The sequence below is a fragment of the Streptomyces sp. NPDC046977 genome (genome assembly GCF_040644455.1).
Lineage (GTDB): Bacteria > Actinomycetota > Actinomycetes > Streptomycetales > Streptomycetaceae > Actinacidiphila.
The window spans coordinates 225,027-244,210 of sequence record NZ_JBEYWO010000009.1; the positions used below are offsets into that span (position 1 = coordinate 225,027).

General features: G+C 73.7%; 18 protein-coding genes. 13 read left to right on the forward strand and 5 right to left on the reverse strand.

Annotation, left to right across the window (positions count from 1 at the left end):
- Positions 1 to 58 precede the first annotated feature (58 nt).
- Positions 59 to 3,136, reverse strand: a complete 3,078-nt coding sequence (locus ABZ883_RS16665) for an alpha-L-rhamnosidase N-terminal domain-containing protein (RefSeq protein ID WP_360906367.1) — start codon at positions 3,134 to 3,136, stop codon at positions 59 to 61.
- A gap of 250 nt (positions 3,137 to 3,386) precedes the next feature.
- Between ABZ883_RS16665 and ABZ883_RS16670 the strand changes: the two genes are divergently transcribed.
- Positions 3,387 to 3,839: a GNAT family N-acetyltransferase gene (locus tag ABZ883_RS16670; RefSeq protein ID WP_360906369.1), complete on the forward strand. Its 453-nt coding sequence runs from the start codon at positions 3,387 to 3,389 to the stop codon at positions 3,837 to 3,839.
- On the opposite strand, the gene ABZ883_RS16675 is transcribed toward ABZ883_RS16670, so the two are convergent.
- Positions 3,823 to 4,509, reverse strand: coding sequence for a gamma-glutamyl-gamma-aminobutyrate hydrolase family protein (locus ABZ883_RS16675; protein WP_360906370.1), 687 nt, complete (start codon positions 4,507 to 4,509; stop codon positions 3,823 to 3,825). The two genes, ABZ883_RS16670 and ABZ883_RS16675, sit on opposite strands and share 17 nt — an antisense overlap.
- Before the next feature lie 106 nt (positions 4,510 to 4,615).
- Here ABZ883_RS16675 and ABZ883_RS16680 point away from each other — a divergent pair, with 106 nt between their 5' ends.
- Genes ABZ883_RS16680 through ABZ883_RS16695 form a run of 4 tightly spaced genes read left to right on the forward strand, consistent with a single transcriptional unit; the run spans position 4,616 to position 9,176 of the window.
- Entirely contained in the window at positions 4,616 to 5,992 is a 1,377-nt protein-coding gene (locus ABZ883_RS16680) for a glutamine synthetase family protein (RefSeq protein WP_360906372.1), read from the forward strand.
- 17 nt (positions 5,993 to 6,009) lie between these two features.
- On the forward strand, positions 6,010 to 7,386 hold the full coding sequence (locus ABZ883_RS16685; RefSeq protein WP_360906504.1) for an aldehyde dehydrogenase family protein: 1,377 nt from the start codon (positions 6,010 to 6,012) through the stop codon (positions 7,384 to 7,386).
- An 8-nt stretch (positions 7,387 to 7,394) separates the two neighbouring features.
- The gene (locus ABZ883_RS16690) at positions 7,395 to 8,183 is read left to right on the forward strand and encodes a 3-oxoacyl-ACP reductase (protein ID WP_360906374.1); all 789 of its coding nucleotides are present in this window, start codon (positions 7,395 to 7,397) and stop codon (positions 8,181 to 8,183) included.
- A gap of 54 nt (positions 8,184 to 8,237) precedes the next feature.
- The gene (locus tag ABZ883_RS16695; protein ID WP_360906506.1) at positions 8,238 to 9,176 is read left to right on the forward strand and encodes a DUF2510 domain-containing protein; all 939 of its coding nucleotides are present in this window, start codon (positions 8,238 to 8,240) and stop codon (positions 9,174 to 9,176) included.
- A gap of 65 nt (positions 9,177 to 9,241) precedes the next feature.
- Here the strand turns inward: ABZ883_RS16695 and ABZ883_RS16700 are convergent, their stop codons facing one another.
- Positions 9,242 to 10,444, reverse strand: a complete 1,203-nt coding sequence (locus ABZ883_RS16700; protein WP_360906376.1) for an amino acid deaminase/aldolase — start codon at positions 10,442 to 10,444, stop codon at positions 9,242 to 9,244.
- Positions 10,445 to 10,592: 148 nt separating this feature from the next.
- Between ABZ883_RS16700 and ABZ883_RS16705 the strand changes: the two genes are divergently transcribed.
- Both ABZ883_RS16705 and mycP read left to right on the forward strand, forming a co-directional pair.
- Positions 10,593 to 11,603 (forward strand): hypothetical protein, encoded by a 1,011-nt coding sequence (locus tag ABZ883_RS16705; protein WP_360906378.1) that lies wholly within the window; start codon positions 10,593 to 10,595, stop codon positions 11,601 to 11,603.
- Positions 11,600 to 12,811 carry a type VII secretion-associated serine protease mycosin gene (mycP, locus tag ABZ883_RS16710; protein ID WP_360906380.1) on the forward strand — a complete coding sequence of 404 codons (1,212 nt, stop codon included), beginning with the start codon at positions 11,600 to 11,602 and terminating at the stop codon, positions 12,809 to 12,811. Before ABZ883_RS16705 ends, mycP begins: the two co-directional genes overlap by 4 nt.
- Here the strand turns inward: mycP and ABZ883_RS16715 are convergent.
- Positions 12,777 to 13,793 carry a serine hydrolase gene (locus ABZ883_RS16715; RefSeq protein ID WP_360906383.1) on the reverse strand — a complete coding sequence of 339 codons (1,017 nt, stop codon included), beginning with the start codon at positions 13,791 to 13,793 and terminating at the stop codon, positions 12,777 to 12,779. The genes mycP and ABZ883_RS16715 overlap by 35 nt on opposite strands.
- A gap of 94 nt (positions 13,794 to 13,887) precedes the next feature.
- Here ABZ883_RS16715 and ABZ883_RS16720 point away from each other — a divergent pair, with 94 nt between their 5' ends.
- Entirely contained in the window at positions 13,888 to 14,619 is a 732-nt protein-coding gene (locus tag ABZ883_RS16720; protein ID WP_360906385.1) for an SseB family protein, read from the forward strand.
- Between the two features lie 68 nt (positions 14,620 to 14,687).
- On the opposite strand, the gene ABZ883_RS16725 is transcribed toward ABZ883_RS16720, so the two are convergent.
- Positions 14,688 to 15,065, reverse strand: a complete 378-nt coding sequence (locus ABZ883_RS16725) for a DUF1844 domain-containing protein (RefSeq protein WP_360906387.1) — start codon at positions 15,063 to 15,065, stop codon at positions 14,688 to 14,690.
- A 404-nt stretch (positions 15,066 to 15,469) separates the two neighbouring features.
- Between ABZ883_RS16725 and infC the strand changes: the two genes are divergently transcribed.
- The 5 genes from infC to ABZ883_RS16750 all read left to right on the forward strand — a co-directional run bounded on the left by infC (position 15,470) and on the right by ABZ883_RS16750 (position 19,069).
- The gene (gene infC, locus ABZ883_RS16730) at positions 15,470 to 16,129 is read left to right on the forward strand and encodes a translation initiation factor IF-3 (protein ID WP_360906508.1); all 660 of its coding nucleotides are present in this window, start codon (positions 15,470 to 15,472) and stop codon (positions 16,127 to 16,129) included.
- 130 nt (positions 16,130 to 16,259) lie between these two features.
- Complete coding sequence (gene rpmI / locus ABZ883_RS16735) at positions 16,260 to 16,454, forward strand: 50S ribosomal protein L35 (RefSeq protein ID WP_319662038.1); 195 nt, start codon at positions 16,260 to 16,262, stop codon at positions 16,452 to 16,454.
- 100 nt (positions 16,455 to 16,554) lie between these two features.
- Complete coding sequence (gene rplT, locus ABZ883_RS16740) at positions 16,555 to 16,938, forward strand: 50S ribosomal protein L20 (RefSeq protein WP_018564305.1); 384 nt, start codon at positions 16,555 to 16,557, stop codon at positions 16,936 to 16,938.
- A gap of 116 nt (positions 16,939 to 17,054) precedes the next feature.
- Entirely contained in the window at positions 17,055 to 17,888 is an 834-nt protein-coding gene (locus tag ABZ883_RS16745; RefSeq protein WP_360906390.1) for an RNA methyltransferase, read from the forward strand.
- A gap of 44 nt (positions 17,889 to 17,932) precedes the next feature.
- Complete coding sequence (locus ABZ883_RS16750) at positions 17,933 to 19,069, forward strand: ATP-binding protein (protein ID WP_360906392.1); 1,137 nt, start codon at positions 17,933 to 17,935, stop codon at positions 19,067 to 19,069.
- The last annotated feature ends 115 nt before the right edge of the window (positions 19,070 to 19,184 follow it).

Sequence of the window (19,184 nt, forward strand, 5' to 3'; positions counted from 1 at the left end):
GGAAGGGCCCCGGCGCACGCGCCGGGGCCCTTCGTGTGCGAGGGGCGTGCCCCTCGGGTCAGCCGCGGCCCACGGACGTGAACGCCGTACGCCCCGATCCGACGCGGTACACCGCCCGCCCGTCCTGGACGCCCAGGTACGCCGCGCGGCCGCCGGACACGGTGTAGCGGCCGCCGTCCACCACCGGCAGGGCGACCGTCGCCGTGACGTTGACCGGCACGTCGACCGAGGCGTCCACGCCGTGCCGCTTGCGCGCCCAGCTCACCCCCACCGTGCCGCGCTCGGTCCACTGCGTGCCGGAGGCGTGGCTCACCCCCGCGTCCGCCGGGGCGATCCGCACCGACGAGCCGCCGGAACCGGTGACGGTCAGGCCGAGCACGCCCTCGAGCACCCCGACCGCTCCGGCGCCGCCCCAGCCGTGCGACATGCTCTCGCTGTTGCTCTGCGAGACCTGGCTCCCGGTGCAGGAACTCGTGGCGCAGCCCGGCGTCCACTGCTCCCACATGAAGGTGCCGCCCTCGGCGAGGACCTGGGCCGGGCCGTCGGCAGAGGGGTCGGTGAGGATCCGCACCAGCGTGTCCGGCCGGTCGGTGACCCGCAGCGCCTCCAGCAGGGTGCGCAGCGTCATCGGGCCCTGCTGCATTCCCAGCGCGTCCATGCCGTCGCCGAGGGCCGCGTACTCCGACGGCGCGGCCACGCCGTAGGCGACCGGGAAGGACTGCGCGTGCTCGCCCTGGTGGGCGATGCGCGAACCGTCCGCCGTCAGGCCGTCCGACCACAGACCGCTGACGGGGTCCCGCAGCTGCGCGCGCATCGCGGTGGCGACGCTCTCCGCCCGGTCGCCGTACGTGGCACCGGTGGTGTGGTCGCCGAGCTCCGCCGCGGCCTCCGCGACGGAGCGCAGCGCGCCGACGCCGAGCGCGTTGACGACGGTGCGGTCCACGTTGCCGTCGGTGACGTAGCCGTACCGCATGGGCGCCGGCCAGTCGATGATGCCGTGCAGGTAGGCGCCGCTGCCGCCGGGCAGGTCGGCGACCAGGCCTCGGTCGTCGACCGCCGACCAGATGTAGTCGGCGATGTTGCGCATCACCGGGAGCGCCTGCGCGAGCAACTGCCGGTCGCCGGTGGTCCGGTAGTAGCGCAGCACCCACTCGGGGAACATCTCGGTGTAGTCGGGGATGTCCCGCTTGGCGTCGCCGTTGGGGTAGACGGCGTTCATGGCGCCGTTCGGCCAGTAGCGCGCCTGCGAGTTCATGAAGGAGACGATGGCCTGGCGGGTCAGGCCGCGCTCCCCGTTCGCCGTCATGGTCGCGAAGGACTCGTCGACGGTGTCGCCGAGGAACTGGCCCTTCTCGCGGGTCGGGGTGTCGAGGAAGACGTTCTGCGCCGACTGGAGCGCCGAACGCTGCATCAGGTCGAAGACCTGGTCCAACGTGTCGTCGCTGCTGCGGAAGGTCGCGTCGTGCGGCGCGTCGGTGTTCTGGACGACGGCGCTGATGTCGTGCGCCGTCAGCTTCTCGCCGGGGTCGCTGATCTGGAGGTAGCGCCAGCCCCAGTAGGTGAAGGGCTGCGCGGTCTGCCGGCCGTCCTTCTCGGTGAAGAAGAAGCGCATGTTGCTGCCCTGGGTGTCCAGACCGGACGTCCCCGCACGGGAGTTGTCCACCCAGCGGCCCGCGGCGTGGTCCTCGCGCAGCGGGCGGTCCAGGGTGACGGTGGTGCCGTCCACCGCGGTGACGGTGCGGGACTCCGGGTTCCCGGCGCCGTACCCGTCGGCGGGCCCGTCGACCGTGATCGCGTCTCCGGCGTGGACGTTGGCCGTGTTCGCGAGCGTCACGGCGGTGTCGCCCCTGGCCGCGGCCGCGCTCAGTGTGGAGTTGCTGCGCCGGTAGCTGGTGGTGAACGTCAGCTGCCGGCCCGCGGTGCCGGAGTCGAGCCGGACGGAGGGCACCGCGGCGTACACCTTGCCGAAGTCGGCGAAGACGGTGCCGTCGGGCAGGCGCAGCACCGAGACCGGGTGGATCGTGCTCTGCGACAGGTGGGCCTGGAGGGCCGACAGGTGGGTGAAGGCGCACGGCGACGAACCGCCGGAGTACGCCGCGCAGCTGACGGGGTTCGGGCGCGGGTGCGTGCCGACGACGGTGGCGGCGGCCCAGCCGCTGTCGTCGTATCCGGCGGTGTCCCAGCCGGTCAGCTCGGCGGTGGCGTCGTAGTACTCGACGCGGTCGCCGGAGTCGCTGTTGCGGTACGTCAGGGTGTCGACGCGCTGGGGGTCGTAGCGGTGCACCTTCCAGCTGCCGTCGGACACCGCCACGTCACGGCTGCCGTCGGCGTGCTCGACAACCACCTTGACCAGCGTGCCCGAGGGGCCCTCGGGGCTGCCCGGCCCGTTGGCCCGGCCCTGGCACTTGCACGACCAGTAGTGCGTCAGCACGCCGACGGCCAGGTCCCGGCCGGCCTTGACGCCCTGCACGGCGGCGACGTCGTAGAAGCCCTCGCCCGCGTACTCGTACGAGGAACTGCGCTGCACCTGGGCGCCGTTGACGTCGACCTGCCAGTCCCCGGCGGCCGCGACCCAGATCCGGGTACGGACCACGGGGCTGCCCGCCGAGACCCGCAGCACCTTGCGCGCGGCCGTCCACTCGTTGGCGGCGTCGTTGCCCGTGGCGGGGCGGCGGATCCACTGGGCGCCCGACCAGTCCTGGTCGCCCAGCCCGGCGCCGAAGGAGGCCTCGCGCGAGTAGGGGGACGCCTCGCCCGCGCGGTCCCAGGTCCTGACCTGCCAGCGGTACGTGGCGCCGGGGGCCGGCGCGGGACCGCCGTAGGGCACCCAGGACTGCTCGGAGCCGGCGACCTTGCCGCTGTCCCAGACCGTGCGCCCGGCGGCGTCGCGGACGAGGATGCGGTAGGCGGTCTGGATCTCGCCGGGGTCCTTGTCCTGGGGCAGCCAGCCGAACTGCGGCGCTCCGTCGACGGCGAGGGGGTCGGTCCGGTCGTCGACCGTCAGGCCGTCGGGCGCCTGCGGGGCGTGGTTGCGGGGTGCCCGGTCGGCGAAGGCCTGGGGCGTGCCCGCGAGCACCATGCCGAGGGCGAGCGCGAGCAGCGCGAGCCGGCGGGCGAGGGATGAACGTCGTTTCATGAGCGGTTTCATGAACACCTCATTGGTATCGCGACGCGTTTTAACGTTTCAATCCATGGGCGCGCAAAAGGGCGGCGCGCCGGGGGCGGCCGTGTTCGAGGGATGGAGGAGTGGTGGATGTCAAGGGGGTGATTGATACGTTTCAATCACCCTTGCGGAGCCTAGGGAGCACCGCGGCCCACTGTCAACGGTCGTGCACGCGCCAACCCCGCTTCCCGGCCGGGCCGCCGCCGACCCTAGGGTGAACCGCATGAGTGACCTGCACATGCGCCCCGCCACGCCCGCCGACCTGCCCGAGATCGTCGCGATGTTCGCCGACGACGCGCTCGGCAGCAGCCGCGAGACCCCCGACGACATGGCGCCGTACCTCGCGGCGTTCGAGCGCGTCGCGGCGGACCCGGGGCAGCACGTCGTCGTCGCGGAACGGGACGGGCGGCTCGTGGGCGTGCTGCAGCTGTCGGTGATCCCCGGGCTCTCGCGGCGCGGCGCGACGCGCTCCATCATCGAGGCGGTCCGCGTGCACCGCTCGGCCCGCGGCGGCGGCCTGGGAACGGCGATGATCGAGTGGGCCGTCGAGGAGTCCCGCCGGCTGGACTGCGCGCTGGTGCAGCTCACCTCCGACGTCTCCCGCACCGACGCGCACCGCTTCTACGAGCGGCTCGGCTTCACCGGCTCCCACGTCGGCTTCAAACTGCAGCTCTGACCAGCGCCCGCATCACCCGGTCGTCCGTGTCGTCCATCTCCGGGTGCCACTGCACCCCCAGCACGAAGGCGTCGCCGGGCAGCTCGACCGCCTCGGGCGTGCCGTCCTCGGCGTGGGCGGCGACCAGCAGCCCCCGGCCGAGGGCGTCGACCGCCTGGTGGTGGTAGGTGGGCACGGAGACGGCCTCCGGGACCGCCGCCGCGTACCGCGTGCCGGGCACCGGCTTGACGACGTGGCCGCCGAAGACCCCGGCGGCCGGTCCCCGGTGGCCGTCCAGGTGCTGCACGAGCGTGCCGCCGAGGGCGACGTTGAGCAGCTGCATGCCGCGGCAGATGCCCAGCAGCGGCACACCGCCCGCCAGGGCGGCCCCGATCAGGGCGAGTTCCCAGGCGTCGCGCTCCCGGGCCGGCGGGTCGGTCCGCGGGTCGCGCTCCGCCCCGTAGGTCCCCGGGTCGACGTCCGGGCCGCCCGCCACGACGAGCCCGTCCAGCCGCGCCACGGTCTGCGCGGCCAGCTCCGGCAGGTCCGGCGGGAGCAGCGCGGCGAGCCCGCCCGCACGCTGCACCAGCAGCGGATACCCGGCCGGCAGCAGGGCCGCGGGCAGCTCCCAGCCACCCCAGCGGGCGGAACCGACCCAGTAGGTGCTGATCCCGATGAGCGGACGGGCCACACGATCCTCCCGGCGACGCGCGGATTTCTTCCCGCACCGTACCCAACCGGCCCTCCCGGCCCGTACTTTTGGATCACCTGTCGGCCGGTAGAAGAGGTGACCACCCGTGGAGCACCGAACAGCCCCGCTCAGCACCCACGACCTGAGGCGTCTTGTCGACACCGGCGAGGTCGACACCGTGGTCGTCGCCTTCACCGACATGCAGGGCCGCCTCCAGGGCAAGCGCTGCGCCGCACGCCACTTCCTCGACGACGTGCTGGAGCACGGCACCGAGGGTTGCAACTACCTGCTGGCCGTGGACGCCGACATGAACACCGTCGACGGCTACGCCCTGTCGTCCTGGGAGCGCGGCTACGGCGACTTCGCGCTTCACCCCGACCTCGGCACGATGCGCCGCACCCCCTGGGACGCGGGCACCGCTCTGGTCATCGCCGACCTGCGGCTGCTGGACCACGACGCGGCACCGGTCGGCCCCTCGCCCCGGCAGATCCTGCGCCGCCAGCTGGAGCGGCTCGCCGGGCGCGGCTGGACCGCGTACACGGGGACCGAGCTGGAGTTCATCGTCTTCAAGGACACCTACGAGCAGGCCTGGAACAGCGGCTACCGCGGCCTGACGCCGGCCAACCAGTACAACGTCGACTACTCGCTGCTGGGCACCGGCCGCATCGAGCCGCTGCTGCGCCGCATCCGCAACGAGATGGGCGCGGCCGGCATGCGCGTGGAGTCCGCCAAGGGGGAGTGCAACCTCGGGCAGCACGAGATCGCCTTCCGCTACGACGAGGCCCTGGTCACCTGCGACCAGCACAGCGTCTACAAGACCGGCGCCAAGTCGATCGCGGCGCAGGAGGGTTACGCGCTGACTTTCATGGCCAAGTACAACGAGCGCGAGGGCAACTCCTGCCACATCCACCTCTCGCTGCGCGACGACGACGGCACCCCCGTCTTCGCGGGCGACGAGCCCGGCGGGATGTCGGAGACGATGCGCCACTTCCTCGCCGGGCAGCTCGCGGCGCTGCGCGACTTCGCGCTGCTGTACGCGCCCAACATCAACTCCTACAAGCGCTTCCGGCCCGGTTCCTTCGCCCCGACCGCCGTCGCGTGGGGCCCGGACAACCGCACCTGCGCGCTGCGCGTCGTCGGGCACTCCCCGGCCGCGCTGCGCCTGGAGAACCGCGTGCCGGGCGGCGACGTGAACCCGTACCTGGCGGTGGCCGGCATGGTCGCCGCCGGCCTGTACGGGGTGGAGAACAAGCTCGCCCTCCCCGAGCCCGTCACGGGCAACGCCTACGCGGCGGACGGCGTGGCGCACGTGCCCACCACGCTGCGCGAGGCTGCCGCCCTCTGGCAGGACAGCCCGATCGCGCGGGCGGCGTTCGGCGACGAGGTCGTCGAGCACTACGCGAACATGGCCCGCGTCGAGCAGGACGCGTACGACACCGCCGTGACCGACTGGGAGCGCTACCGCTCCTTCGAACGCATGTGAGGCCCGCAGTGCCCGATGTGCTGGACGCCCTGGAAGTGCTCAACCCGGCCACCGAGGAGGTGATCGCCACCGTCCCCGCGGCGGGTCCCGCGGACGTGGACGCCGCCGTCGCGCGGGCCGCCCGCGCCCAGACCGCCTGGGCGGCCCTGACCCCGGCGGACCGGGCCCGGCTGCTGCGCCGCTTCGCGGCCGAGGTCGACGCCCACGTGGAGGAACTGGCCGCCCTGGAGGTGCGGCAGGCCGGTCACACGATCGGCAACGCGCGCTGGGAGGCCGGCAACGTCCGCGACCTGCTGGAGTACGCGGCCGGCGGGGTGGAGCGCCTGATGGGACGTCAGATCCCGGTGCCCGGCGGCATCGACGTCACCTTCCTGGAACCGCTGGGTGTCGTCGGCGTCATCGCGCCCTGGAACTTCCCGATGCCCATCGCCGCCTGGGGCACCGCCCCCGCGCTCGCGGCGGGCAACGCGGTGATCCTCAAGCCCGCGGAGACCACCCCGCTGACCGCGCTGCGGCTCGCGGAACTCGCGCTGGAGGCGGGGCTTCCCGAGCACCTCTTCCAGGTGCTGCCGGGCCGGGGGCCCGTCGCGGGCAACGCCCTGGTGGAGCACCCGGGCGTGGCGAAGATCGTCTTCACCGGCTCCACCCGGGTCGGCAAACAGATCATGGCCAAGGGCGCGGACACCCTCAAGCGGGTCACCCTCGAACTCGGCGGCAAGTCGCCCAACATCGTCTTCGCCGACGCCGACCTGGAGAAGGCGGCGGCGACCGCCCCCCTGTCCTTCCTCGACAACGCCGGACAGGACTGCTGCGCCCGCACCCGCATCCTCGTGGAGCGCACCGCGTACGACCGGTTCATGGAACTGCTGGAGCCCGCCGTCCTGGCCGTCGCCGTCGGCGACCCCGCCGACCCCGCGACCGCCGTGGGACCGCTGATCTCCGCCGTGCAGCGCGACCGGGTCCGGGAGTACGTGGCCACCGCGGCGCCCGCAGTGCCCGCGGTGATTCGCGGCACCGCGCCGGAGGGCAAGGGCTTCTGGTACCCGCCGACCGTGCTCGCGCCCGCCGACCCGGGGGAGCGCATCGCGGTGGAGGAGGTCTTCGGCCCGGTCGCCGTCGTCCTGCCCTTCGAGGACGAGGCCGACGCGCTGCGGCTGGCCAACGCCACCCCGTACGGCCTGTCGGGCTCGATCTGGACCCGTGACGTCGGCCGCGCCCTGCGGCTCGCCCGCGGCACCGCGGCCGGCAACCTGTCGGTCAACTCCCACAGCTCGGTGCGCTACTGGACACCGTTCGGCGGCTTCAAGCAGTCGGGACTCGGGCGCGAGCTCGGTCCCGACGCGCTGGCCGCCTTCACCGAGACCAAGAACGTCTTCATCAGCACGGAGGAGTGATCCCGGCAATGACGCAAGCAGAAGCAGCGGTGTGCCGCCGCCTGGTGGGCCGGACGGCGGTGGTCACCGGCGCCGGCAGCGGCATCGGCCTGGCCGCGGCGCGCCGGCTGGCCTCCGAGGGCGCCCACGTCGTGTGCGCCGACATCGACGAGAGCGCGGGCAAGGCGGCGGCCGAGGAGGTCGGCGGGCTGTTCGTGAAGACGGACGTCACCGACGCCGATCAGGTCGACGCGCTGTTCAAGGCCACGTACGACACCTACGGCTCGGTCGACGTCGCCTTCAACAACGCCGGCATCTCGCCCCCCGACGACGACTCGATCCTCACCACCGGCATCGACGCCTGGCGCCGCGTGCAGGAGGTGAACCTCACCTCGGTCTACCTGTGCTGCAAGGCGGCGCTGCCCTACATGCAGCGGCAGGGCAAGGGCTCGATCATCAACACCGCGAGCTTCGTGGCGGTCATGGGCGCGGCGACCTCCCAGATCTCGTACACCGCCTCCAAGGGCGGCGTGCTGGCGATGTCGCGCGAGCTGGGCGTGCAGTTCGCCCGCGAGGGCATCCGGGTCAACGCGCTGTGCCCGGGACCGGTCAACACCCCGCTGCTGCGGGAACTGTTTGCCAAGGACCCCGAGCGCGCCGCCCGCCGGCTGGTGCACATCCCCGTCGGGCGCTTCGCGGAGGCGGAGGAGATCGCGGCCGCCGTGGCCTTCCTCGCCAGTGACGACGCGTCCTTCATCACCGGTGCGGAGTTCCTGGTCGACGGAGGGATCGCCGGGGCGTACGTGACCCCTCTGTGACCGGTGGTCTGACGGGAATCTTAGGGCCCTGGCCTTAAGGTGACGCCCGTGACCATGACGACCCCGCCCGGCTGGTACCCAGAACCCGGGCAGACAGGAAACGGCCCGGCACTCGAGCGCTGGTGGGACGGGTCCGCGTGGACCGAGTACACCCGCGGCACCCAGGTCCCCGCCCCGGTGTTCGACGCCGGGGCGCCGGGCTGGCCGGCGTACCCCGCCGCCTTCCCCGCCGCGCCGCGCAAGCGGCGCGGCGGCCTGATCGCGATCGCCGTCGTCGCCGCGGTCGTGGTGGCCGGCGCGGTCGTCGGCGGCGTCGTCGCCCTCGGCAGGGGCAGCGACTCCGGCGCGGACTCCGCCCGGCCCGCCCCCTCGGTCACGGCCCCCGGCCCCGGCCTGGAGGGCGGCAACGGCCCCGACGGCAACGGCCCGGGCGGCGGCCAGGACAACCGGCCCAAGGCCGACCCCGGCTTCGCCGTCGACCTGGTGGACGGCATCAGCATCCCCGTCCCCGACAGCTGGACGGGCGGTACGAGCCGCGACGGGCTCGCCCAGCTCACCGTGGGCGAGTACACCTGCCCCGGCGACGCCGTGAACACCTGCGTGCGCGGCGGCGTCTTCTCCATGCCCGCCGCGGCCGTGAAGCTGAAGTCCACCACCGCCGAGGCCGCGGCCAAGGAGGACATCGCGGGCAACGCCGAGGAGTCCTACGGCGGCAAGATCTACGGCGGTCTCACCTCGCACACGCAGCTGCTGTCGCAGAAGACCACGGTCGCCGGCCAGCAGGGCTGGCTGGTGCGCTGGAAGGTCGTCACGAAGAAGGGCGACGACGGCTACGTCCAGTCGCTGGTGTTCCCCTCGCCGCAGGACCCCGCCAGGCTCGTGCTGGTCCGCTCCGGCTTCGACATCAACGACAAGGCGCCGGAACTCTCGGTGATGGACGAGATCGTCAAGGGCATCAAGGCCGTCGGCTCCGGGGGCGGCACGGGCATCTGACCCGCCCGCCGCACGCCTCCGTTCCCGCCGGTGCACCGGCGCGCACGGAGGCGTGCCCGCGACCTCTAGAGGAACGTCCTGCCCTCGCCGCGGTACGTCGGGACCGTCGCCACGACCCGGTCGCCCTCCACGAGCCGCAGCGTGTCGAACCGCTCGCACAGCTCGCCCGCCTTCGCGTGCCGGAACCACACCTTGTCGCCGATCAGCAGATCGTCCGCGGCCGACCCGATCAGCGGGGTCTGCACCTCGCCCGGACCCTCCTGCGGGTCGTAGCGCAGCCCCTCCGGCAGGTACGGCACCGGCAGCCGGTCCGCGCCCGCCGCACCCGAGGCCGGGTAGCCGCCGCCGAGCACGGTCACCACGCCGACCCCCGGGCGCCGGACCACCGGCTGGGCGAAGAGCGCCGCCGGGCGGCCCCGGAACGAGGTGTAGTTGTCGAACAGCCGCGGCACGTACAGCCCGGACCCGGCCGCGATCTCCGTCACCGCGTCCTCGGCGGCCGTGCTCTGCACACTGCCCGTGCCGCCGCCGTTGACGAACTCCAGCCCCGGCGCGACCTCCCGCACCGCCCGCACGACCGCGGCCCGTCGCGCCGCCAGTTCCCCGCGCGCCCGCGCCTGCATCAGCCGGATCGCCCGCGAGCGCAGCGGACGTCCCGCGATCGCGTCGCCGACCCCGGCCACATGCCCCTCGTACGCCATGATCCCGACCAGGCGGAAGCCGGGCCGGCGGGCCACCTCGCCAGCCAGCGCGGCCAGTTGGGCGGGCTGGTGCAGCGGGGAGCGCAGCGCGCCGACGCGGACGCGGCCGCCCAGCATCCGCAGCGAGGTGTCCATCTCCAGGCAGACCCGCACGATCTCCGAACCGCCCGCGCGGGAGGAGTCGATCAGGTCGAGCTGGGCCACGTCGTCGACCATGACCGTGACGGCCGCCGCCAGCTTCGGGTCCGAGGCCAGTTCCGCGTAGCCGGCCCGGTCCGCCGAGGGGTAGGCGAGCAGCACGTCGTCGAAGCCCGAGCGGGCCAGCCACACCGACTCCGCCAGCGTGTACGACATGATCCCGGCGAAGCCCTCGCGGCCGAGCACCCGCTCCAGCAGCGCCCGGCAGCGCACGGACTTGGACGCCACCCGTATCGGTTTGCCGCCGGCACGTCGTACCAGGTCGGCGGCGTTGGCGTCGAACGCCTCCAGGTCCACGACCGCCACGGGCGCGTCGAGGTCGGCGGTGGCCCGGTCGTAGCGGGCCCGGTCTGCTGCGCGATCAGACATGCGCGCAGCTTGCCAGAATGCCCCTACCGAGCGGTAGGGGCAAGTGATCCGTACTCGCACCGCGCGGGGCCGTCACGACCAGTAGAGTGACGCCGCAGGTCCAATGGGCGAACAGGCCGTGTCCGAACCGGCCGTGAGGGGGCACCGGGTGAGCACCGGTTTCGACAGCGGGGGCACCACCCCCCGGCCGAGCTGGTCACCGCGCCCCATACCCCCCACCTCCGCCGCCTGGCCCCCGCCCGCCGCCGGCGCCATCCGGCCCGGGATCACGGGTCCGCCGCCGCAGCCCGGCCACCCGCCCACGATCGCGTGGTCCTCGCCCGTCCCGCAGCCCGCCCCGCCACCGCGTCCACCGGGCGTCGCCGCCCACGCCGCGCAGGCCCGGCCGCGCGCCGCCGCAGCCGCGCTGTGCCTGGTGCTCGGCCTCGGACTGCTCGGCGGAGCGGCGGCCGGACTGTGGATCAACCACGAGCCCGCCACCCCCGCCCCCACCGCGGCGCAGATCAGCGCGCGGCAGTTCGCGCAGGCCCGCGCCCTGTGGCACAGCACGCCGGTCGACACGCTCTTCCCGCCCGTACTGGACGGCCGCGGCGCGGGCCCCGGCGGTGCCGACCGCACCTGGACGCGGATCGGCGTGGCGCCGCCGAGCGGCTGCGCCGAGGCCTTCGACCCGCTGCTGGCCCAGGTGCTGCGGCCGGCCGGCTGCGTGAAGTTGCTCCGCGCCACGTACACCGACGCCTCGGCCGGGGCGGTGACGACCGTCGGACTCCTCGTCACCTCGGCCGGCGCCCCGGTCATGCGCGGGCTCCACGACCGGTGGACCACCCAGCGCCTCGGCTCCCGCGCCGATCTGATGCCCCGTCCGGTCGCCTTCCCCGGAACGGTGTCGGCGGGCTTCGGCGACAAGCAGCGCGCCACCTGGACCGTGGACATCGCCGCCGACCTGCCCGTGGTCGTGTACGCGGTCAGCGGTTTCGCCGACGGCCGCGACACCGCCGTCCCCCAGCCCGTCGCCTCCGCGGTCGCCGACGGCGCCACCGCGGCCCCCGCCCAGGCCGGCCTCGGCCACGACGCCAAGGCCCTCGCCGACACCGTCGGCAGCCGGGCCCGGCAGGCCGCGCGGTCGCTGACGGCGTCCCCCTCGGGAGGCGCGCGATGAGGACCGGCACGATGCGGCGCGTCGCCGCGGGAGTGGTCGCGGCCGCCGGACTCGCCCTGGTGCCGGTCGTCCCGGCGCACGCGGACGCGGTACGGGACGCGGACTGGGCACTGGACGCCCTGCACGCGCGGGACGCGTGGCGGACGACGAAGGGCCGCGGCGTCACCGTCGCCGTCCTGGACACCGGCGTGGACGACTCCCACCCCGACCTGACCGGGCAGGTGCTCCGGGGCAAGGACCTGATCGGCTTCGGCGACGGCCGCGGGGACGACGCGTGGGCCCGGCACGGCACCGGCATGGCGGGCATCATCGCGGGCCACGGCCACGGTCCCGGCGGCGAGGACGGCGTGATGGGCATCGCGCCCGAGGCCAGGATCCTCCCGGTGCGCGTGATACTGGAGGACAAGGACCCGCAGCGCAAGAAGGCCCGCACGACCCGCGGCGGCGCGCTGTCCGAGGGCATCCGGTGGGCTGCCGACCACGGCGCGGACGTCATCAACCTCTCCCTCGGCGACGACAGCCGCACCGCCCACCCCGAGGCGCAGGAGGACGACGCCATCCAGTACGCCCTGAGCAAGGGCGTGGTCGTGGTGGCCTCCGCGGGCAACGGCGGCGAGCAGGGCAACCGGGCCTCGTACCCGGCCGCGTACCCGGGCGTCATCGCCGTCGCGGCCGTCGACCGCTACGGCACCCGCGCCGCCTTCTCCACCCGGCGCTGGTACGCGGCCGTCTCCGCGCCCGGCGTCGACGTGGTCATCGCCGACCCCAACCGCCGCTACTACGAGGGGTGGGGCACCAGTACGGCCTCGGCCTACGTCTCCGGCACCGTCGCGCTCATCCGCTCCGCCCACCCGAAGCTGAGCCCGGCCCAGGTCAAGCGGCTGCTGGAGGACACGGCGCGGGACGCCCCGCCCGGCGGCCGCAGCGACTCCGTCGGCTACGGACTGGTGGACCCGGCGGCCGCCCTCGCGGCGGCGGACCACCTGCGGCCGCAGAGCCCGGCCCCGAGCCCCGCCGGCTACCCGCGCAGGTACTTCGGCCCCGGTCCCGGCACCGCGCGGGCGGCGGCCGCCGTGCACGGGGACACCTTCGGCGACGGGATCGCCGCGGCCTTCGCCGCCGGCGGCGCCGTCCTGGTCGGTGTCGCCGCCGCCCTGTGGCTGCGGCCCCGGCTCACGACGCGGCGGAGCCGCCCGCAGCCCTGGTGAACGCCGCCACCGCCGCCTCGGCCGCGTCCTCGACCAGCGCGATGCCCTCGGCCTGCGTCGCGCTGCCGCGCGAGACGACGGCGACCAGGTAGGTGTGACCGCCCGAGGCGATCCGGCCGATGCTGTTGATGTCCCACAGCGAGGTCGTACTCCGTTGCAGCCAGCCGTTCTTGACCTCGAAGGCGCCGTCGGCCGCACTCGTCACCCCCCAGTCCTGCCCCGCGTCGACCCGGCCCATCAACTGGCGTATGTAGCCGCGCGAGGCCGCGTCCAGCACCCCGTGCGATCCGAACACCGCCCGCAGCAAGGTCAGTTGGTCCGCCGCGGTGGTCTGCGTCAGCCCCCACAGCAGTCCGCTGCCGCCGCTCGTCCCGGTCAGGCCCAGGCGCTTGTTGGCGGCGTCCAGACCGGCGGCGCGGCCTATGCGCTGCCACAGTTCCAGGGCCGCCGCGTTGTCGCTGTCCTCGATCATGACCTCGGCCCGGGCCCGCTCGTGCGCGGTCAGGGCCCGCCCGGCGTCCTGCGCCTGGAGCAGCAGCGTGGCGAGGATGTCCACCTTGACGATGCTCGCGGTGTCGTACGCGCCCTGCCCGTGCACCGCGCTGTCGCCCGAAGCGGTGTCCGTGATCGCGACCGAGTACTCGGCGCGGCCGCCGCCGGTCACGCCCGCGAGCGCCGTGCCGACGACGTCGTCGAAGTCCACCTCCACGCGTCGTTCGGCCTCGCCCGAGACCACGTCCGCCGGCACCTCCGGCGTCGGCTTCGCGGGCACCGCGGAGACCGGCGCGGACGGCAGGTGCCGGTGGGTCGCGGACACGGACAGCACGGCGCTCAGGGCCGCGGTCGTCACGACCGCGACGGCCGCCACGTCGCGCACCGCCCCGTGCGGGCGCGCGCCGTCCGGGCCGGAGCGTTCACGGGAGCGGTCGCGACGGCGGCCGGCGAGCCGGCGCCGCCACGGGGCGGACGAGTCGGGTGCCATGTCCGTGAAGCTAGGGGCCGAACCTGCGTGTGCCATGAGAGAGGCATGAAGGACTGCTGACAATCGCCCCGAGTCCTGCGGCTACCCTCGGGGGGTGCCTCCCAAGAACATCCCGGACTCCGGATTCCCCGACGACGACGGCTCCGCCGACCCCCGGCTGGCGGCGGCACTGGCCGCCTTCGGCGCCGACCCGTCGGCGGAGGACGAGGTGCTGGCCGCGCTCCCGGGCGCGCGTCTGCTGGTGCCGGTCGTCGCGCTGCTGGGCGAGACCGAGGAGGGGCCCGGGGGGCTGCGCCGGGAGAAGACCAGCGACATGGCCGTGCCCACCATCGAGGCCGGCGGCCGCCGCGCCCTGCCCGCGTTCACCTCGACCGGGTCGCTGGCCCGCTGGCGCGCGGACGCCCGTCCCGTGGCCGTGCCCCTGGCCCAGGCCCTGCAGGCGCTGGTCCACGAGAAGGCCGACACGCTGCTGGTCGACATCGCCGGCCCGGTCCCCTACGCCCTGACCGGCGCCGCGCTGCGGGCGGTGGCCGCCGGCCGCGGCAGCGGCGACCCGCTGGCCGACCCCGCCGTCCGCGCGGCCCTGCGCACGGCCGTCGCCAGCGAGCCGGACGTCCTGCGCGCCCACCTGGTGCCCTCCGCCGGCTCGGACGGCACCCTGGGCATCGTGCTGGGGCCCGCCGCGGACGTGCGCGCCGTCGCGCAGCGCGTTTCCGCGGCGCTGGCGGGCGACGAGGTGCTGCGGGGCGCGCTCGTGCGCGGCATCGAACTGGCGCTGCTGCCCGACAGCGCGACGCTGCCGGGCGAGCCCCTCTTCACGCGCTGACGGCGCCCGCCCCGGCAGGGCCGGGAGGTCCCCCAGCGGCAGCCGGGGAGGGACTTTCGAAGCATGCCCTAGCCGTGGACGGCACCGGTGAACTTCTCGCCGGGGCCCTCGCCCGGCGCGTCCGGGACCGTGGACGCCTCGCGGAACGCGAGCTGCAGCGACTTCAGGCCGTCCCGCAGCGGGGCGGCGTGGTAGGAGCCGATCTCGGGCGCGCCCGCGGTGATCAGCCCGGCCAGCGCCGTGATCAGCTTGCGCGCCTCGTCGAGGTCCTTGTGCTGGTCGCCCTCCTCCGCGAGGCCGAGGTTCACCGCCGCCGCGCTCATCAGGTGCACCGCGACCGTCGTGATCACCTCGACCGCGGGAACGTCCGCGATGTCGCGGGTCATCGTGTCGAAGTCGGGGCGGTCCGCGGAGGGGGACTCGTGCTGGGAGGTGGCGTCGCTCATGCCTCACACGATAGGCCCACGTCGTCCGATTACGGTCTGCGGTCGATGGCTGGTATGCTTGACGATCGACCGGCTGGACAACCCTCCGCAGACGAGCGGCACACCGAAGCAGTACCCGGTGGAGCCCATGGACGCGGTGGACACCAGCCCACAAGTGGAGCTCCGATCTCCCACCTTGCCGGCCCTGGAGGCCGACGGGTCACCGGTCAGGCGACGTGTCCTCGACGAGGACGCGGTGCCCGACGCGCCCCGCGGGGAATACCGCGGCGGTGCTCCCGGTTGTGAGGAGCCCGCCTGTGACCCGTTAGGGGCGTTTTTTGCGTCTTCTCGCGGGCGGCAACCAACGACACAGATGTTACGCGGCTGTCGGCCAGTCAGCCGCGTGGTGCTACCGAGGAGGCCCCATCAGCGCCGAGCCCCGCATCAACGACCGGATTCGCGTCCCCGAGGTGCGACTCGTCGGTCCCAGTGGCGAGCAGGTCGGCATCGTGCCGCTTGCCAAGGCACTGGAGCTTGCGCAGGAGTACGACCTCGACCTCGTCGAGGTGGCGGCGAACGCACGCCCGCCGGTCTGCAAGCTCATGGACTACGGCAAGTTCAAATACGAGTCGGCCATGAAGGCCCGTGAGGCGCGCAAGAACCAGGCGCACACGGTCATCAAGGAGATGAAGCTCCGGCCGAAGATCGATCCGCACGACTACGACACCAAAAAGGGTCACGTCGTCCGGTTCCTCAAGCAGGGCGACAAGGTCAAGATCACGATCATGTTCCGCGGTCGTGAGCAGTCGCGCCCGGAACTGGGCTTCCGGCTGCTGCAGCGGCTCGCGGACGACGTCCAGGACCTGGGCTTCGTCGAGTCCTCGCCGAAGCAGGACGGCCGCAACATGATCATGGTCCTCGGTCCGCACAAGAAGAAGACCGAGGCGATGGCCGAGGCCCGTGAGGCGCAGGCCGCCCGCAAGGCCGGTCGCCTGCCGGGCAGCCCGGACGACGAGTTCGACCCCGCCGACGAGCACGGTGAGGAGCAGGAGCAGCAGCAGGACGCTCCCGCCGACGCCGGCTGACGCCACCGGACCGGTGTCCGGCGGCTACGCCAGGGCCCGGAGCACCGCTCCGGGCCAGGAAACGAAGGACTGACGCTCTCCGTCCGCCCCCGGGCGGACGGGAGGGCCAGCGACGAGGAGACTACGGCGCATGCCGAAGAACAAGACCCACAGCGGTGCGAGCAAGCGATTCAAGATCACCGGCTCCGGCAAGGTGATCCGCGAGCGCGCCGGCAAGCGCCACCTGCTTGAGCACAAGCCGTCATCGAAGACCCGCGCCCTGACCGGCACGGTCGTCCTGGCCAAGCCCGACGCCAAGAAGATCAAGAAGCTTCTCGGCAAGTGACGGCACGCCCCCTTCGACCAGGGGGCGCGCCGCTGGACCGGGACCCATTCGCTTTCGGACCGTGTGACGACTTCCGCGGTCCCTCAAAAGGAGTTATCAAGTGGCACGCGTCAAGCGGGCAGTCAACGCCCAGAAGAAGCGCCGGGCGATCCTCGAGCAGGCCAGCGGTTACCGCGGTCAGCGTTCCCGCCTGTACCGCAAGGCGAAGGAGCAGGTCACCCACTCCCTCGTCTACAACTACAACGACCGCAAGAAGCGCAAGGGCGACTTCCGTCAGCTGTGGATCCAGCGCATCAACGCCGCTGCCCGCGCCAACGGCATCACCTACAACCGCTTCATCCAGGGTCTGAAGGCCGCCAACGTCGAGGTGGACCGCAAGATCCTCGCGGAGCTGGCCGTGAACGACGCCAACGCGTTCGCCGCGCTGGTCGAGGTGGCCCAGAAGGCCCTTCCGAGCGACGTCAACGCCCCGAAGGCGGCCTGACCCACGCTCCTTCCGGACCCGCAGGCCGCGTGCCTGCGGGTCCGAGGTGTGTCCGGGGCGCCGTCGCCGTCCGCCCCCGCAAGCCCGCCAGACCCGACCGAATCGAGTGCACCCCCATGGCCGGCCCCGAGCTGACATCCCTGCGGTCCCCGCGCGTCGTCGCGGCACGCCGCCTCGCCAAGCGCAGCTTCCGCGGCAAGGAGCGCCGCTTCCTGGCCGAGGGGCCGCAGGCCGTGCGCGAGGCGATGGCCCACCTCGTCGAGGTCTACGTCACCCCCGAGGCCGCGGAGCGCCACGCCGGGATCGTCGCCGCCGCCCGGGCCGCCGGCGTGCCCGTGTTCACCGCGACCGACGAGGTCGTCGCCGAGATGTCGGACACCGTCACCCCTCAGGGTGTCGTCGGCCTCTGCCGCTTCCTGGACACCCCGTTCGAGGAGGTCCTGCGCGCCCGGCCGCGGCTGGTAGCCGTCCTCGCCCATGTGCGCGACCCCGGCAACGCGGGCACCGTGCTGCGCTGCGCCGACGCGGCCGGCGCCGACGCGGTCGTGCTGACCGACGCCTCGGTGGACCTGTACAACCCCAAGGCCGTGCGCGCCTCCGTCGGCAGCCTGTTCCATCTGCCCGTGGCGGTCGGCGTCCCCATGGAGACCGTGGTCGACGGCCTGCGCGGGGCCGGCGTGCGGCTGCTGGCCGCCGACGGCGCGGGGGAGCGCGACCTCGACGCCGAGCTGGACGAGGGCACGATGGGCGGCCCGACGGCCTGGATCTTCGGCAACGAGGCCTGGGGCCTGCCGGAGGAGACCCGCGCACTGGCGGACGAGGTGGTGCGCGTCCCCATCCACGGTCGCGCCGAGAGCCTCAACCTCGCCACGGCCGCCGCCGTGTGCCTCTACGCCTCCGCCCGGGCGCAGCGTGCTCCCGGAGGGTGCCGCACGGTAACCCTGAGCTAGTAGGGTGGCGCCCCGGGGACCGCCCTGGAGAGGGGGTTGCGCCAATGGATGTCAGGACGACCGACGGTACGGCGCCACGCGAGCTGCCGGCCTGGACCGCCGTCCTGACCGAGTTCGGCATCACGACCGACGAACTGCCCGACGGCCTCGTCGTCGCCGACGAGCGGGGACTGGTCGTCTGCTTCAACGCCGCCGCCGCCCGCATCACCGCGCTCGAACCCGCCCGGGTCATCGGCCTGCCCATCGACCGGGCACTGCCGCTGGAGGACCTGGACGGCCGCCGCTGGTGGCAGCTCACCCAGCCGTACGAGGGACTGTCCACCCGCACCGGGCAGCCCGAGCGCAACCTGCTGCTGCCCGGCGGACGCGAGGTGCTGGTCTCCGCCCGCTACGTCCGCGACCACCCCACCGGCCCGGTGCGGCGGCTGGTCGTCGCGCTGCGCGGCACCGAGGCCCGGCGGCGCACCGAACGCAGCCACGCCGAGCTGATCGCCACCGTCGCGCACGAACTGCGCTCGCCGCTCACCTCGGTCAAAGGGTTCACCGCCACCCTGCTGGCGAAGTGGGAACGGTTCACCGAGGACCAGAAGAAGCTCATGCTGGAGACCGTGGACGCCGACGCCAACCGCGTCACGCGGCTGATCGCCGAACTGCTCGACATCTCCCGCATCGACTCCGGCCGGCTGGAGGTACGGCGCCAGCGGGTCGACATGGTCGCCGCGATCCGCCGCCACGTGGACGCGCTCGTCGCCGCGGGGGAGTCTCCGGACCGCTTCCTCGTCCGGGTGGCGGAACCGCTCCCGGAACTGTGGGCCGACCCCGACAAGGTCGACCAGATCCTCGGGAACCTGCTGGAAAACGCCGTGCGCCACGGCGAGGGAACTGTCACCATTGACGTATCCGCGGCACCCCGCCCGGCGGACACCCCTCGCGAGCGGGACCAGGCCGGCACGGCGGTGACCGTCAGCGACGAGGGACCAGGCATCCCGGAGGAGTCCATGAACCGCGTCTTCACCCGCTTCTGGCGGGGCAGCAAGCGCGGTGGCACGGGCCTGGGGCTGTACATCGTCAAGGGCATCGTCGAGGCCCACGGCGGCACCATCATCGTGGGCCGCGCGCCCGGCAAGGGCGCCCAGTTCCGATTTATCCTGCCCGTCGGGGCGCCGGCCTTCCTGGCCTGAGCGCGCGTGGTCCTCCACCGGCCCCGACGGGCGTGACCAGCCTTTCCCCGTGGCCCCGATAGACTCGACCCTTGGCATTCAGCGGTCGGGCAGGCAGGTCGGCCACGCCATCACC